Genomic DNA, 16420 nt, shown 5'->3' with positions numbered 1-16420 from the left:
GGCGGCCCCGGTTACGGGCGGGGTTTGCGGTCGGTGATGAGTTCACGCACTTTAGAGATTCCCAGGCTGAGGAGCACGATTACCGCTAGGGCAACCGGCAGCATCCACGGCTGCAGCCCCAGGGCGGCGAGCACTGCGAACCCCACGGTGGTGTAGATGACGGCCCAGATGAAAGTGCCCACGAGCATGGCCGGGACCCAACGGCGTAACGGCATTTTCGTGAACCCGGTGGTGATAATGACGGCGGTTTGGAAGCCTACGGTGAGGAAGCACAGCGGCACGGCTAATACGCCCCAGCGGTTCACGAACGCTGTGGCCCGCTGGTATATGGGGGTGTCCATTGCTTCCCGGATGCGGCTCAAGCGTGCCCCTCCGGCGGCAGCCAGGTAGCCGAGCAGAAACACAATGGACGTGCGGATAATGCCGATCGCCCACAGGCAGGCAACGGCCGCCTCTACAGGTAGGGAATCGAACCATTCTTTCACTCTGCCATTCTCTCACGTTTTACCCACCCATACCGCTGCATGTTACCGGCCTTACTCACAGCTGAGGGTGCGCAAAGAGGGGCGGGGAAAAAGTTTAAATATTTTTTGCGCCCTAGCCGTGCCCGGTTTTTGCCCGCAAATACACGGAACTAATTTAGGTATACCTTGCTTTGCAGACAGGTTGTCACTATTTCTTGGGATATTCGGGTTGGCACACCCCCATTAATTAGGTTATATTTTTATTACCAAATAGCGAGAGTCCTTGTGGGAAGGATTCTTCCGCGAAACGGTTTCGAAGACTTTTCTTCCTGTGTGTGATGCGAGGAGGGGGTTCCGCCCGGAACTCCCTCCTTACCTTAACTGCGACGGAAGCTGCTGCACCCAGTACATTCGCCACACAGAAGCCTACATTTAAAGTAATAGTTAAATGTACGTGCTTATGGGCCGCGTGTTCTCTAGGATAGAGATAGCTGGTATATCACGCACTTGAGAGGAAACCGGTTACCATGACTTCCGAGATAACCCGCCGCGCGGCCCTGGGCTTTGCGGGCGTAACATCCCTAACACTTCTTGCGGCCTGCGGGTCTGGCACAGCTATTAAAGGCTCCTCCAGCGAGTCTTCATCGGCCGCTAAAAAGGACTACAAAGGCGAAGTGAAACTGGAAGAGTACGATACTTCTGCTGGTACCTTTGAGCCCGCAACCCACGACACTCCGCCCAAAAACGTTCCCAAACCTATTAAGCCCAAAAACGCTGACGAAGATTCCGTAGCCGGGCTGTATTCCAGTATTGCATTTCTTGGGGCTGCCCTCACGTATGCTTTAGTGACCGGGGACGTTGGGCCGATCAACGAATCCGCTCTTAGTGAGGAAGATCAGAAAGGATTTAAGTCTGCGGTCACCCTAGATAAAATCCGTGAGGGTAAATATTGGGAGGCCGAGTCCAAAGTTGTGATTTTCTTAGAGACCTCGGAGCCCACAAAAGAAGGGGATGAGTACATCTGGTTGCATAAGATGGAATCACGGCACGGGGCGTTCCGGGTAGATGTGACAGAGACTTCTACCGAGCGCTCCGTGAAGGTGAGCACCATCCCCACAAGCCAGCAGGTGAGTAAGGGAAGTGGGAAGATTAAAGCAAAATACACTGGTGGTCGGTGGGTCATTGATATTGAGTTTGACGAGTCAAGCTCCAGCCCCTCACCGTCTTACTAAGAACCACCCCCATCCCGAACATCCGGGTGACAGCAAGGGAGGAGTCCTAAGAGGGACTCCTCCCTTACGTATACACCCAAATAGCCCTAGATATTGCACTCCGACTACGGAAAATACACGGGTACAGGGAACGGGCAGAAGCCTTCTCTAGCCCCTCTGCTGTTCAAAGAAAGCCCCCATCATTATGGTGCTGGGCCATGATTCGTCCCCGTTCACAGAAAGCACACTATAAGAAACGCGCCTTATATGCTTGATGAGCGGGAGGAGGAAGCACTGGGGCTGGCACTCTCATCGGTCTCAAAACTAATGACCCAGTGACCGCCAGTGTGTTTTGCTTTAATCCGCCCCGGTGTTATAGTCTCCTGGCTGCTCTCAGAAATGAAGTTCACGCTGGTCTTTGGGCCGTCAACCTCCACATAGTACGCCCCGTGGCGGGAAATTCCCCGGTACGGCCAGGTGTACTCATCCCCCTCTTTTGTGGGTTCTGAGGTTTCCAGAGAATAAACGAGCTTAATGTCAGCTTCCCAGTGTTTACCCTCAGCCGTTTTTCGTACGACCCTATTGTTTATTATCTCTTTCTTTGTTTCCTCGTTGAACGCCGAGTCCTGCATATATGTGGTATCCCCCGTAGTAAAGGCGTAGGTAATAGCCGCCCCAAGAAATGCAATGCTGGAATACAGTCCGGCTATGGAATCTTCGTCAGCGTTTTTGGGCTTAATGGGTTTGGGAACGTTTTTGGGCGGAGTGTCGTGGGTGGCGGGCTCAAAGGTACCAGCAGAAGTATCGTATTCCTCCAGTTTCGCCTCGCCTTTATAGTCTTTGGGAGAGGCTGACGGTGAAGAGGCATCCTCTTGAGTACCCACAAATACATTGGTTGCCGCGCAGGCAGATAAAAACACCGTTGTTCCTGCGCCCACAAGACTTAAAGCCGCGCGGCGGGTTATTTCGGAAGTCATCGTAATCGGCATCCTTTCGGATTGTATTTATTCGATAAACCCATCATAGGTTCTGTGCGCCCACTCACACGGTATATTCAAGTATTACCTTAATCATAGAGTTACTGTGCGCTATATCTATCCGCTCACTAACACCGTGCGGGCCTGTCTCACCATGGTGAGACAGGCCCGCACGAGCGCTTATAGACTGCTGCAGGAACCGCTCTGCATTTCTATATTTCGGCTTCTACCCTTGGCACCTATTCTCCGGTTTTACCTTTGCCCTTACCGTCCTTGCCTTTCTTCTGATGCAGGGTGTGCAGCGGCTTCGGTAGCTCCACCGGCTCCCAGGTGTTTGAGGTGGCCTTGAACATGGGCATCGCCCCGGGGCCCAGCCGAATGCCCTGAGTAGATGTATCCTCAAACCCGCTGCCGAGCGTACCCAGCTGCTGCTGCGGTTCGAACACCGGTGAGACATCATCATCCAAAGAGTCCAGGTCGCTCTCATCAATAGTTGACGGCACCGGAGTATGCGGAACGGGCGGCTGTACCGGCGGCACATCAGGGGCTGCACCCTGCCCCAGCGGCACCGTGGTGTGCTCCGCCGTATCACTGGAGGGCTGGTGCACCGGATCCTGCTGCGGGTACGGGTTCTGCAGATTCAGCTGCCGCGCCCTGCGGCGGGCACGCTCAGCTGCCTCACGCTGCACCTGCTGCGCCGCCTCAGCTGCGCGGGTAGCCTGCGCGCGGGCCGCAGCGGCACGCTGAGCCAGGTTCGCCGTGGATATCCCATCCGTGATCGGGGCGGTAACGTCAGCATCAAAGGAGCCACTCCGTTCGAAGGAGGATGCCCCGGAAAGGTTCTGCTGCGGCACCCTGCCAGTTTTAGCAGCAGCCTCCGGTCGGGCCGGGGCGGCAGGTGGCTGAGTTGGAACAGGCGCAGTAGGCTGCGCCGCCTCAGCAGAATCGCTTTGGGAAGGGGCGCTCTGGGTGGGGGCAGCAGGCGTGACCGGCGCAGAAGATACAGCCGAGTCTGCAGGCTGAGTGGCCTGGGCAGGAGGTTTAGCCGAGTCTGCAGGCTGAGAAGTCCGAGCAGAAGCCGCAGGTGCCTGCGGGGTCTCGGGCTGGATATCAAAAAGCATGGGCTCATCACGGTGCGCCAGGGGCCTCAGCTGCGGGGGCAGGTGCGAGCCCCGCCCACCCCGGCGAATCGCCGGAAGCTGAGAAGTACGGGCCCGAACCGGCTCCCGTTCCGCTGAACTACGGCGTGCGGCGCCCTGAGCATCAGGTTCCCGCTGAACCCCGGGCGATGCGGCGGCACGGGCCCCCTGAGCTGACGCACTGCGACGCGCAGGTGTGTGGCGGCGCACCGGTGCAGGCTCACGGCGGGGACGAGATGGCTCCTCCTGAACGCCCTCACCAGCGGGACGTTCACGCCCTGCCGTGCGTTCGCTGCGGTGCTCGGCGGCGGGGGCGCGACGCCCCTGCGTCCGGCCGCTGTCTTGACGTGCAACCGAACCCGCAGCTGCTATACGGGCGGGAGCGGGGCGTGCCTCCTTGGTGCGGCGGGTATTAGCCGCCGGGTCAGCACCGACTGTTTCAGACTCACGGCTGCCGTGTTCAGCGGAGGCTGTCGCCTCGGGCTGTTCGGCTACCGGGGCACTGGAAGACTCGCGGCGGCTCGCTGCGGGCTTTTTAGCACCCGAAATCGCCAGGTACCGCAGCAGCCCGCCGGTCGCCACGGCAACCAGCAGCGCCGCCACCGGCCACACCCACGACAGCATGCCGGAAAAAGCCATGAGGGCAAACCCCAGGGCCGCGACAAACGCCAGCAAGGCCACGCCCAAAAGTACGGCGCGGCCGGTATGAACCGTCATCCCCGGGGGTACCGGACCCCCCAGCATTGACTCCTGAACCTCCGGAACTTCTTCGGTAGAGGAAAGCTCATGCAGGGCAGGGCCGCGGACCGCAGCCGCCGAAGGCGCCTCCCCCCGAGACTCCTCCGCACGCCCGGTGCCCTGATGGTGGGTGCCGCTGGGGCGCTGAGAATCGGTGTCCGCAGCGGAGGGATCCTGCCCCGCCGTCTCAGCGTCTATATTAACCTCAGGGATACTACGACCTATCCGGGAGCCTGAAGGTTGGGAATTTGCTGTAACCTCCCAATGTGCGGGTGCATCAGCCTCGCCGTCGGCAGGCTCCGCACCGGGCGCAGAGTCCAGGTCAGGCTCCGGGGCGTAGAGGTCCTCATCGTACGGTTCGTCGTAAAGCTCAGTATCGTGTGCGCCCTGCTGCTGGGCGTTCGCGTCCTCACGCATCGTGGCCTCCTCCCACAGGTCGGCGTCTTCGGCACTCTCGGCTGCATCCGTGGTGTACAGCAGCTGCGTCTTATCGTCCGCAAACTCTTCCTGTTGCTGTTGCACGTTCACCGCAGCCGAAGCGGCGCTCTCAGCAAACTCCACTCCGCCCAGGGGTTCCAGCGAACCGGTGGAGGTTGAAGCGTACACCTCAGCCTTGCCGGAAGCAGAGGGCACGGCCGCACCTGTACCGCGTGCAGTCTCCTCGTTGTTAAACAGTACTTTTGCGGACGAGAAAATATCCTCAGCGGTGCGGCCCACACGCGCCAGCTGCCGCCGGGATCCGTTGGCGGGCGCGCGCCGAGAAGCCCTAGGCACAACCCACAAGAGCATAATGACAGCAAGGGCAACCACAATGCCCGAAGTGCTCAGCCAGATCATGCTTCTATACCGCCCCCATAAAAACGCCGGATCCCAAAAACCTATATCTATAAATACTACCGAAATTAGCGGATATCGGTGTGCCAGAATACGCCCCAGGCACAAAACATCACCAAGTTTTTGTGCCCGCCCACACAGCACCGGGTTGAAAACACCCAACCGCACAATAATGCGGTGGCCCCCGGCACGGGAAGCCACCGCATCATAACACCCTAAAACGCGTATTTTTTAGCAGTTTTCGGCAGTAAATTCCTTCAACCACTGGCACAGCTCGGGACCGAAATCGCCGCGCTCAGCAGCCAAAATAATATTCGCCTTCAAATACGAGAGCTTATCACCAGTATCAAAACGACGGCCCTTAAACACCACGCCATACACGCCTTCCCCATCGCCCTCGCCCACGGCAAGAGTCTGCAAGGCGTCAGTGAGCTGAATTTCCCCGCCACGGCCGGGGGCGGTATTCTCAAGTACCTCAAACACCTTCGGGCTCAGCACGTAACGGCCAATCACAGCATAATTTGAGGGGGCCTGCTCCGGCTCCGGCTTCTCAACCAGCCCGGTCACCTTCACAAAGTCCTCACCCTCAACGGTCTCAATCGCGGCGGCACCATACGCAGAAATCGCCTCACGCGGCACCTCCATGAGGGCCACCACAGAACCGCCGGTACGCTGCTGCACCTCAACCATGCGAGAGAGCAGATCTTCCTTCTCATCAATCAGGTCATCGCCCAGCAGCACCGCGAACGGCTCATTGCCCACATGCACCTTACCGCGCAGCACCGCATGCCCCAGGCCCTTCGGGTCGCCCTGGCGCACATAGTGGATCTCTCCCAAATAGTTGGACTCCTCCACAGCCTTCAGCAGGGCCTCTTTACCCTGCTCAGCCAGCTGCCGCTCCAACACCGGCACACGGTCAAAATGATCCTCCAAGGCGCGCTTATTGCGGCCGGTGATCATCAGCACATCTTGCAGCCCCGCGCGGATCGCTTCCTCCACCACATACTGGATGGCGGGACGGTCCACCACCGGGAGCATCTCTTTAGGGGTCGCCTTTGTTGCGGGCAAAAATCGGGTGCCCAGACCCGCCGCAGGAATAACAGCCTTAGTAATAGACCCAGATACATTAGTCATGCAAACAGCATACATGAGAAGAGAATGTCCGCAGAACAAGCACGTCTCAAGTACCGCATATTTCACAATATTTTGATTAGACATTCCCCTCAGGATTAGGCCTTCTGCAATTCTATAATTGAAATAACACGCGCCACGCTGTGTTTCAGTACTGCAGCCAACGTCGTCCCAGGAGAACCATGCAGCAGCCCGCCTCGGGGGCATCCCCCGAAGACATCGCGCTCGATAAGCAAGTATTACGCGCCCAAATCCGCCCGCGCCGCCTCATTAACCGCAGCAACCGCGCAGAGGCAGGGCAAGCAGACTATGCGCGCCGCTACCAGGAAGGCATCTACTCCCTCATACCCCGCACCGGGAAAAAACTAACCATTGCAGCGTACCTGCCAACCGCTGCGGAGCCCCCCATCACCGACGCACTGCAGCAGCTGCACCACGACGGGCACCGCATCCTGGTGCCAGTGGTGCGCCCCGGGCGGCAACTCGCCTGGGTGCAATGGGACCCGCATGTGCAGCACCCCCTCAACGGTATGGGTATTGCCGAACCCGAAGGCGACGCTGAAGGCCCCCACGCCTTCACAGCAGCCGACCTGCGCCTAGTACCCGCCCTGGCCTACGGACGCAACGGGCGACGGCTTGGCCAAGGCGGCGGGTATTACGACCGGCTGCTGCCGCGCCTGAGCGAGCAGGCCCTGCGCGAAACAACAGTGGGCGTGGTATTCGCCGACGAAGTGCTTGACAGCATCCCCTACGACACGTGGGACGGGGTACTTTACCGGGTGCTCACCGAGAACGGGGTGCACCCACTCGGCGAACACGCCACCCACTAACACACCGTACAACCAGCACGTAGGCGGACACCACACACAGGCGGTACACTTTTTAGCTGGAAGTAATCACACAGGCTCAGCGAGGAATACCATGCCGATCTACGTCTACCAGTGCAAAAACTGCGGCCACGCCTTCGAAAAACGCCAATCCTTTAGCGATAATGCGCTGCGCACCTGCCCAAGCTGCGGACAGGAAACACTGCGTAAACGCTACAACGAGGTGGGCGTCGTCTTTAAAGGATCCGGGTTTTACACAAACGACAAAAACAGCAGCACAAATAGTTCAAGCAGCTCCAGCGGCAGCTCAGCAGGCGCCGCCTAACCGCCGCGCACCCAACCCCTCATCCGGTCAGGGTGCAGGTCAAACGTGAACAACATGGCCCAGTGTGCAGTGCTGGGCTTTTACCACACCGGGTGCGGGACTACGGTAAGCAACCAGGAATGGGGTACGCGGCGCCCTGAGGGCACCGTGCGGGCTAATAGTGCGGAGGTTTCTGCTCCTTCATCTCCTGCACCCACTGCAGCCTAGCCAGCTCATCCGCGCTCAACACCTGCTGGGAACGCCCACCCGGCACGCCACGGGTAGCCCCAGTCCCCTGTTGTCCGCTGGCGGCCCTCTGCCCACCCGACGGCTTCACACGCTGCACCCGCCCCGGTTCGGGGGCATTCACCCTAGCGATACGCGGTTCAGCTTCAGCTGGCGCGCCCGCCCCACTCACCCGGCGATGACCGCGCCGTGGTTTCGGCACGGGCGAGTAGCCGCTCACGAGTTGTCCTCCCGCATCCCAACGTACCGCATAATGCGCTCCACCACAGCATCCGGGTCGGCGAATACCTCCACCGTGTTCAGGGTCAGGTAGTTCCACCCGGTAAGGCCCAGCCGCTCAGGCAACAGGCGGGTGCGCTCGCGCACGCTGGTGCTTGCAAAACGCGGTGAGGCATCCGAGCAGGCAACCAGCGGCATGGCAGGTTCCTCATCGTCGCCACCGCCTGCGGGGGCGTAGGCAATAAACGCCACCAGCCCGCCGCCTGGCTCAATACGCACCCCGCGCTGGCGCAGCCGAACCAGCAGGTCGTTCAGCAGCCAATCGCCGGTATCGGGCAGAGGGCCGTAATCCTCACCCGCTAAGAACTCGTTATCGGGCATTTTTTCGGGGATGCGTGCCGCCTGCTGCTGCTCGTCCACACGTTTCTGGTGTGCCTCATGGGCACGCATCAGACGGTAAAAGTCGAGGGCGCCGTGCTCTAGTTTCTGCGGCTCCAACGCATCCGGGCTCACACACGAAACAATGTGGGTGGCGCGGCGGGCGCGGGTCAGCGCGGTCACGAGCCCCTCCCGGCCGTGCTCCTCCGACAGCTGCCCCATCGTGTAGGGGGTACGCTGGTCGGGGCGGGGGCGGCCCACCCCCAAGGAGAAGATCATGGTGTCTCGCTCCATACCCTCAGCGCGCGTAAAATCAACCACCCTAAACGGTTCTTTTCCGGGTTTAAAGAACGGCGCCAGCTGCGGATATTTATTCAGGGCGTTGCGCACCGCACCGGCCACCCGCTGCGCGTGTTTAGGGCTCGCGGTTACCACCGCCAGGGAACGCTCCGGGCGCCGGTAAGCGTGCTCCAGCACCAGTAAGGTCACCCGCTCCACCTCAAAACTGGGCGATTCCTGGTTGGCGTTATCGCTCACCTTCCCGCGCGTATCAATGTACTCGACGCTAAGGGTCGGCTTCGGCTCGGAGGCTGCATCACTCACCGAGCGCTGCCGCAGCTGCCCCCCGTAAAACTCACGGTTCAAATAGTCAAAGGTCACCGGGTCCATGGCCCGCCCCAGCTGCGCCAGGTGCAGCGAGGGCACCACCTTCGAAAGCGCGTCAAAGGTGCTCTCAAGCCGTTTCGTTGCCGGTGCCGGTGCCCCCGTCGCCGGTGCCGAAACAATAAACGGGGCCGGGTACCCGGAGTGCGGGTCGCCGAGGGCGATCACCGCCTCAGCGCGGGTAATGGCGGGCAGGTTTGCCGCCAGCGGCGTCGATTCGGAATCTAATAAGATCGCAGCGTCAAAACGCATAGTGGGCGGAACGTGACGTGCCAACGCGAAGGGGCTGGCCGTCCAAATCGGCAGCAGGGTGCTCGCCATCGTTGGGGCGTGCTCCAATAACTGCTGAAGCACAAACTCATGCCCGCGCAGCTGGCTTTTAAGGTACGCCGCCTGCTCATGGTGGGTGTCGATCCGGTCGTTCCACAGCTGCCGGGTGCACTCCAGCAGGCGTGAGGCAGCACCCAGCATGTGGGCGTAGTCGGCGCGGCGGAACCGGGACTCAACGCCGCGAAGCGCCTGCCCGCCCAGGATTCGCCCCTCGTGGTCGTGCAGCAACTCCTCAAGGGCGGACTGCCACCAGGCCAGCTCCAGCTCGGCGGCCACCAGCCGTGCCGGCACCTGCCGGGCGTACAAATCTTCCATGAGCTCATCCAGACCCAGGCACAGCAGGCGCGCGGTGAGGGTATCCCGCTCGGGCAGACTCATCAGCAGCACCCGGTCGGCCAGTAACGCGTCCAAACGCTGTTCGAGTGCGTCCAGGGTGGTGCGGGTAAAGTCGGTGCCTTCCGGGGAGTCATCCAGCACGATCCGCAGCCCGTCGAACTCTTTAATGAGGGAATTGCAGGCGGTGACAAGCGCATCAAGGTTCTCGGGGATCTGCGGGGTGCGTGGGGCGGCGGTGTGCCGGATCCACTCTGCGCGTTCAGCCTGCACAATCCGCAGCTGCTCGTGCAGGTCGCCAATATTCACCCCCGGCAGGATGTACTCCTTAGCGGCGCGGCGCAGGCGGGAGCGCTGCATACTGCTCATTTCGATGCCGTTTTCGCGGCGCCACGCCCCGGTCGCGGTGGCCGCTATCAGGTCGGTGACGGGCCGGTCATACACGGTGGGGCGGAACTGTTTCAGGGTTTCCCGGATGCGCTGCAGAATACGCAGCTGCCCCTGCCAGTCGGCGATAGTGCGGCCCAGCCGTAACCCGGTGGTGCGGCTGAGCCGGCTCATAGCCTCCCGCAGAGACAGCAGGGAGGATTTGAGGGTGAGAACCAGTGCGTAAGCGTCAGCGGTCTCCTCGTCGTTGGCCAGGCGGGCACGGTACCAGGGGGAGGTGCGGGCTGCCGGGGTGAACGCCCCCAGCTCCGCGAGGCGGGTGAGGTCGTGAGCGAGGTTCTCGCGTTCGAGCAGCCGATCAAGCATGCGGCGGCTAAACCGTACACCGGTTGCGGGCGCCTCGTTCCGTGAGGTGAGTTCGGCGAGGGTCTGCAGCGCCTGGTAGGTGGTGATATTCCAGTACGGCTCGTGCGAGAGCAAAGCCTCGGTGTGCCTGTGCAGGCGGCGGCGGGTTTCAAGCAGCTCGGCGGTGGTCTCCTCTTCCTCGGGTATGGCAGCGGTTTCGTTGCGCACAATGGCTTGGATGAATTCGGCGCGCTGGCCTTCGGCGTCGCGGTCGGTGAGCACATCAAAACGGAGGGAATCAATACCGTTGCGTTCAAGCAGTGCGGTGAAATCGGCCAGGGTGGAGCGTTTCTCCCCCACCACAAGCACAGATTTGCCCTGCCCCGCGAGGGTCGCAGCAATATTCACGGCGGTGCGTAGCGGCTCGGTGCCGGGGGCGGCGGTGACGGTGAACGAGTTGCCGCTGGCGGCCGCATCAATAATGGTCTGTGCGGCCGGGTCGGCGTCAAGCAGCTGCGTCTCCCGCTGCGGGTTGCGGTCGTCATGAGGGGGCTGGTTCTGCACCAGCGGGCGGATGCTCGGCTGCACCCCGGGGACTTTGAGCGCGGCAATATCACGCACCAGCGGCGTGTGGGCGGTGTGCGGCAGCTCACCCATGCTTTCTTTGAGGTCGGCGAATGTTGAGATGAAGAACCGTGATTCGATGGCCATCCCGGGGATGTTCCCAGTGGTGGCGCGCATCCGCTCAATTACGGGCTCGGGGTCAAGGCGGGACATGGAATTGGCCAGCTGCGCCACGTCCATGGTGCCCAAGTCAATATCGTATTCCTGTTTGATTTGGCGCACCATGGCGGGGTTAAGCCGCGCGGCACCGGCAAGGCGCAGCTCGTAGTCGTCGCTGCTGGGGTGCGGGGTGATGCTCAGCGGCGCCATGAGGATAGGGGCAATAAACCGTTTCTCGTAGGAGACGGTGTGCTCGCGGGTGGAGCGTGAGAGCCAGGAGGCGGTACCGGCCACGAAATACCCGGAGTCTAGCCCGTGGTCGGTGGACAGCTCATAGATTTTGGTGCGCAGGGTGCGGGCGGCACGCATCCCCTCCTCCAGCAGGCTTTTTTCGCGCAGAATGGTGGACAGGCGGGTTTTCCGCCCGGCCAGCAGCTGGGCGAGTCCGGAGGGGTTTGCGGCGGTGAGGTCGATGTGCACATAGTCAACCCGGTTAAAGTTGAGCATCGCGTCCGGGCCGGTGTAGATGTCCATCTGTTCCGCCCAGCGTTCCAGCCCCGCCGCTGGGTCGAAGCTGTGGCTGGCGGGGTCAAGGTGCGGCGGCAGTGCCTCAGGGGGCCCGTCGGGGTTGGGTGCCGGTGCGGGTTCTGAGGTTGGCGAGTTTCCCGTCCTGGGCGCGCCCTGGGGGGTCTCGGGGGTTCCGTTCACGTCGTGTGCGTCCTTGGGTGTGTTGTATTCTGCACGTTCTTACATCATACGGCCGGGTGGGTGCGCCTCGTGTCTTTGCCGGGCGGATGGGTTCAGCGTTTCGCGGGCAGCCCACCGTGGCGCGTTATAGTGCCGTAGTTTCTGCGGTTCGTCCTTCCTATGCGGCCTTGCAGCAGCTAAGGTGTGTGTTTAGCTTGTCCAGAGGCGGATGTTCGCCGCAAGAACCAGCAGACTCACCATCCCCAAAAATACCATGGCGGCGATGAGTACCCAACGGTAGGTGGGCGCAAATTTTTCGGTCTCATCCCAGTCGCGGGTGGCGCGCAGCAGCAGGTAGCAGGCGAGCGCGCCGGGCAGGTTCCCCACCACTATCTGCACCGCGAGGGCGTAGAGGGTGAAGACGCGTTCGGTGCGTTCGTTTTCGCTTCCAGCGAGTTTGAAGAGTCCCGCGAGCAGGATCGTCAGGCACCCGTTGAGGAACGCGACAGCGAAGAAGGGAATGTTAAGCGCCTGCTGGAAGGTCATATTGGAGTTCGCGGCGCCAAGCAGAATCCAGGCGAAGAGCGCGAAGGGCACCAGGAGCCAGTACCAGAAGAGGAAACGGCGGAGTTTACGGTCGTCGTCAAGCGCGGCGAAGATGTTCATGTCTTGTGTGCTTTCTGGGGTTTAGTCGGCGGTGGGTTCTGCCGGGCCGGTGCCCGGGTCTGTTTCGTTCCCGCCGGGCTGCCGCTGGGGGTTTCGGGTCTCAATGTGGTCGATGTACCGGCGCACCAGGTAGTCCAGCAGCACTGAGAGCGCCACGAATGAGTTGTAGGGGCCGCGCTGGCCGGTGATCTGCGTGGGAGTGCTCTGGTAGTGCAGTGAGTATTCGGCGTGGGAGGACATGTAGTTCACTCCGAGGGCGGTGACCGCGACCATGGGGATTTTGCGCAGGGCAAGCATTTTTACGTGTTCGCGCATGTTCTCTGTCTGCCCGGAGAACGATACGAGGATCACCAAATCGTTGGTGGTCATGGAGGTCATGGTGCTCTCAAACTCGTTGCGGGCTGGGATGACGTGACAGAATTTGCCGCACACCTGCATGGATTTGGCGAACTCTTGCACGGCGTTGCGTTGGGCGTACCCGGTGCCGAAGCAGTAGATGGTGCGGGCGTCGTGCATTTTTTCGAGGAGCTTCGACAGCTCCATGTGTTCGAGGTAGTCGTAGGTTCGCAGGATGTCTTCTTTACCGCTCTCAATAAACCTGGGGTTGTAGGGTTCGGAGCGGGTGAGGGAGGATTTGATGAAGTATTTCAGCTCCGCAAAGCCTGAGAAGTTCAGTTTCTTGGTGAGGCGAATAATGGAGCTGGTTGAGGTGTAGGTTTTGTGCGCGAGGGAGCTGATGGTGGCTTCGGCAACGAACTTTTCGTTGTCGAGCATAAACGCCAGAATCTCGCGCTCTGTACCGCTGAAGCGGTGCTGGTTTGCATTCACCACATCTTGTAAATCCACTCAAGGCTCCTGAATCGCTGACAAGCAATATTAAAAATATTACAACGTCTGCGGCTCAGGAGCCTTGTGGTGTTATCGCGTGATGCGGGTTTTAGCCCAGCTCACGTTTTAGGCTTTGGTGTTCACCATGGTTTCAAAACGTTCGCGAACCTGCGGAACGTCCATGCCCACGATCACCTGGAATGCCTTACCCTTGCGTACGATACCAAGAGCACCGGCGTCCTTGAACGCGGCATCCGAGGTGTCGACCAGGGATTCATCGGCCACCGACACGCGCAGGCGGGTGGCGCAGTTGTTCACGGTGGTGATGTTGTCGGCACCGCCGAGCAGTTCAAGGAAACCAGCCGCACGCGGTGCGTACAGGTCAGTGTCGCCGTCTTCTGCGGATGCGCCGCCCTTCTTCTCGGCAGCCTTGGCGGCCTTGTACTCGGCTTTCGAGTACAGCTTCGTTTCGCCGCCTTCAGCCTCACGGCCGGGGGTCTTGAAGTCGAACTTCAGGATCAGGAAGCGGAAGAGCAGGAAGTAGATGACGGTGAAGCACAGGCCCACGCCGATCTGCATGAGGTAGGTCGGCCAGTGGTTCTGCCACAGCGGAACCCAGTTGAGGAAGATGAAGTTATCCAGCAAACCGCCGCCCATGTTGCCTGAAAGCCCGAACATGTACATGATCGACGCCATGGTTGCAGCCAGCACAGCGTGCACTGCGAACAGCGGGGGTGCCACGAACAGGAAGGTGAATTCCAGCGGCTCGGTAATGCCGATGAGCATCGCGGTGAGGCTCACGGGCAGCACCAGGGCGAGAACCTCTTTACGCTTCTCGGGCCGTGCGGTGGTGTAGAAGGCCGCCGCAATACCTGCCGGTGCGAACACCTTGGAGTTGCCGTGCAGTGCGAAGCCGCCGCCGGGGAAGAGCTCACGCAGGGGCTTGTCGCTCTGCGCGAATTCGCTCAGGTGGGTCGGCCAGTCCTTCGCAATGCCGTTGGGGGTTACGGCGTTGCCGAACATGAACGGCGAGTAGATGAAGTGGTGCAGACCGGTCGGGATGAGGAAGCGCTCCAAGAAGGTGTAGATCCACACACCGAGCGCGCCGGAGGCGATGAAGAACCCCTGCATGCTTTCAATACCGTGCTGGGCGTAGGGCCACAGCAGGGTGAAGAGGAACGCGACGGGGAACATGAGGAAGAAGCACACGGCGTACACGTACTGGGTGCCCTGGAAAATACCCAGGAAGTCGGGCAGCTTCTTGTCGAACCAGCGGTTATGTACCCACACCACGATGGCGGAGATAATAATCGCACCAAAGATACCGGTGTCAATGGTCTTAATACCGGCGATCATTTTCAGGCCGGTACCGGCGGCGGACTCGGAAATATCCACTCCGTAGTTGAGCTGGAAGATACCACCGCTGTCTTGGCCCCAGTACTTGAGCATTGTCCCGCTCAGGTAGTTGAAGGTCAGGTAGACCATGCCAGCTTCGAGCACGGCGCGGGCGTTTGCGGTCTTAGCGAGCGCAATCGGCAGGCCGAGCACGAAGAGCAGCTCCATCTGAGTGAAGACGGTCCAGGCGCCAGAGAGCCAGACATCCCAGATTTTAAACCACATCGTGTCTTCATTAGCTAGAGGACCAACGATGTTCTCTAGGGTGGCAACTTTGCCAATACCAACCGCCAAACCGGCGAAGGCAAAAAGAAGCACGGGGGCCAGCATGGCCGAACCGAACCTCTGAACTTTTTCCATCATGAGGCTTACGCCTTTCGGGTTACGAGAAAATACGCAGGCACACGCGCCCGCGCGAATGTCATCAGTATTTGAATGGCACCATCATCCCACCTTTTGGCGGGGCTACACGTCTGTTGCGGGAGATTAGACATATTTTTTCATAACATGAAACATCTCCCGGTACCGGGTAAAAATACTAACCTACTGTCACGGTTTTTTAGTGCTTTGAAACGGTGTTTCTCTTGTAGCATGTAACCGTAGCCCGCCCCACCGTGGCAGGTGGCGTGGTGTTATTGAACGCACGACCTCTCGAAAACTACATACCTATGCTTTTTCTTACCTTGAATACCCACAGCTGGTGCGAGCCTCACCAGATCGTTAAGATTCATGAGCTTGCCCGTTTTATCGCCCATCATCGGGTTGACGTTATTGCGTTGCAGGAGGTCAACCAGTACCTGCACTCCCCTATTGTGGATACTCCACTGGGGTACCAGGGCGGGGCCGGTATTCCTATCCGTGAGGATAATTATGCACTGCTGCTGGTTCGGTTCCTGGCTGATTTAGGGCTTCAGTACGAGTGGGCGCTGACCGAAACACATATTGGGTGGGATCGGTATGACGAGTGTGTGGCGGTGCTTTCTCGCGTGCCTATTGAGCGCATCGATCCTCTTGTGATGAGCCCGCAGTACAGCTACGACCGGGTTGAACGCAGGTCTTCTCTCGCGGTTCGGGTGGGTACCGATGCGGGGTCCGTATGGTGTGCAAGCGCCCATATGTCGTGGTGGGATTTTCAGGGCGAACCGCTTTTCGCACAGGAGTTTGCGCGGCTTTCGCAGGCCCTCACCGAGCGCGGTCAGGATGCGCCCGTTCTCTTAGGCGGCGATTTCAACACAGCGGCGCAGGTGCGCGGCGAAGGGTACGACCTGGCACTTTCTTCCGGCCTGGTGGACACCCGCGAGATCGCCGAGCGTACCGACGGCGAATTCACCGTACATCGTGGTATTGCCGGGTGGGAAGGGCAGGAGGATGCCAAGCGCATCGACTTCGTGTTTGCCGACCGAGCAGTGAAGGTACTTTCGCATGCGGTGGTATTCCGCGATAATTCTCCTGAGGCGATTTCCGATCACAGCGGCGTGCTGGTAGAGCTTGACGAGTCGAGTTTCGAGCCCACCGCCAGGATGCACCCCGTGCCGTTGCCGTCACAGGCTCAACCCGGATAGTGCGGTAGCTGCAGGGTGCCGCAGCTGAGCGAC

Annotated in this window: 13 protein-coding genes; 4 read left to right on the top strand and 9 right to left on the bottom strand. The window is 60.2% G+C overall.

The features are described 5' to 3' along the window. Positions 1–11: 11 nt before the first annotated feature. Positions 12–485 (bottom strand): DedA family protein, encoded by a 474-nt coding sequence (locus I6I94_RS09530; RefSeq protein WP_006888771.1) that lies wholly within the window; start codon positions 483–485, stop codon positions 12–14. 506 nt (positions 486–991) lie between these two features. On the opposite strand from I6I94_RS09530, the gene I6I94_RS09525 reads away from it, so the two are divergent. Next, positions 992–1696, top strand: coding sequence for a DUF6318 family protein (locus tag I6I94_RS09525; RefSeq protein ID WP_201620651.1), 705 nt, complete (start codon positions 992–994; stop codon positions 1694–1696). Positions 1697–1938: 242 nt separating this feature from the next. Here I6I94_RS09525 and I6I94_RS09520 read toward each other — a convergent pair whose 3' ends face one another. The 3 genes from I6I94_RS09520 to galU form a co-directional block, all read right to left on the bottom strand. Next, positions 1939–2652: a DUF6318 family protein gene (locus I6I94_RS09520; protein ID WP_201620650.1), complete on the bottom strand. Its 714-nt coding sequence runs from the start codon at positions 2650–2652 to the stop codon at positions 1939–1941. 239 nt (positions 2653–2891) lie between these two features. Then, positions 2892–5366, bottom strand: a complete 2475-nt coding sequence (locus I6I94_RS09515; RefSeq protein WP_201620649.1) for a phage holin family protein — start codon at positions 5364–5366, stop codon at positions 2892–2894. A 228-nt stretch (positions 5367–5594) separates the two neighbouring features. After that, positions 5595–6497 (bottom strand): UTP--glucose-1-phosphate uridylyltransferase GalU, encoded by a 903-nt coding sequence (gene galU / locus I6I94_RS09510; RefSeq protein ID WP_094757603.1) that lies wholly within the window; start codon positions 6495–6497, stop codon positions 5595–5597. A gap of 179 nt (positions 6498–6676) precedes the next feature. On the opposite strand from galU, the gene I6I94_RS09505 reads away from it, so the two are divergent. Next, positions 6677–7324, top strand: coding sequence for a 5-formyltetrahydrofolate cyclo-ligase (locus tag I6I94_RS09505; RefSeq protein ID WP_201620648.1), 648 nt, complete (start codon positions 6677–6679; stop codon positions 7322–7324). 91 nt (positions 7325–7415) lie between these two features. After that, the gene (locus I6I94_RS09500; RefSeq protein WP_128088026.1) at positions 7416–7646 is read left to right on the top strand and encodes an FmdB family zinc ribbon protein; all 231 of its coding nucleotides are present in this window, start codon (positions 7416–7418) and stop codon (positions 7644–7646) included. 154 nt (positions 7647–7800) lie between these two features. Here the strand turns inward: I6I94_RS09500 and I6I94_RS09495 are convergent, their stop codons facing one another. The 5 genes from I6I94_RS09495 to I6I94_RS09475 all read right to left on the bottom strand — a co-directional run bounded on the left by I6I94_RS09495 (position 7801) and on the right by I6I94_RS09475 (position 15188). Next, complete coding sequence (locus tag I6I94_RS09495) at positions 7801–8091, bottom strand: ATP-binding protein (protein WP_128088027.1); 291 nt, start codon at positions 8089–8091, stop codon at positions 7801–7803. Further along, complete coding sequence (locus tag I6I94_RS09490; RefSeq protein WP_201620647.1) at positions 8088–11957, bottom strand: DEAD/DEAH box helicase; 3870 nt, start codon at positions 11955–11957, stop codon at positions 8088–8090. Before I6I94_RS09490 ends, I6I94_RS09495 begins: the two co-directional genes overlap by 4 nt. A 189-nt stretch (positions 11958–12146) precedes the next feature. Further along, positions 12147–12602, bottom strand: coding sequence for a hypothetical protein (locus I6I94_RS09485; protein WP_037234671.1), 456 nt, complete (start codon positions 12600–12602; stop codon positions 12147–12149). 21 nt (positions 12603–12623) lie between these two features. Further along, complete coding sequence (locus I6I94_RS09480; protein ID WP_126500365.1) at positions 12624–13448, bottom strand: MurR/RpiR family transcriptional regulator; 825 nt, start codon at positions 13446–13448, stop codon at positions 12624–12626. A 108-nt stretch (positions 13449–13556) separates the two neighbouring features. After that, positions 13557–15188 (bottom strand): alpha-glucoside-specific PTS transporter subunit IIBC, encoded by a 1632-nt coding sequence (locus I6I94_RS09475; RefSeq protein WP_126853020.1) that lies wholly within the window; start codon positions 15186–15188, stop codon positions 13557–13559. 305 nt (positions 15189–15493) lie between these two features. Between I6I94_RS09475 and I6I94_RS09470 the strand changes: the two genes are divergently transcribed. After that, positions 15494–16387: an endonuclease/exonuclease/phosphatase family protein gene (locus I6I94_RS09470; protein ID WP_128088028.1), complete on the top strand. Its 894-nt coding sequence runs from the start codon at positions 15494–15496 to the stop codon at positions 16385–16387. The last annotated feature ends 33 nt before the right edge of the window (positions 16388–16420 follow it).

The sequence above is a fragment of the Rothia aeria genome (assembly GCF_016726365.1).
Taxonomy (GTDB): domain Bacteria; phylum Actinomycetota; class Actinomycetes; order Actinomycetales; family Micrococcaceae; genus Rothia; species Rothia aeria.
The sequence above is the reverse complement of the archived record's forward strand: the minus strand, read 5'-3'. Positions and strand labels throughout refer to the sequence as shown.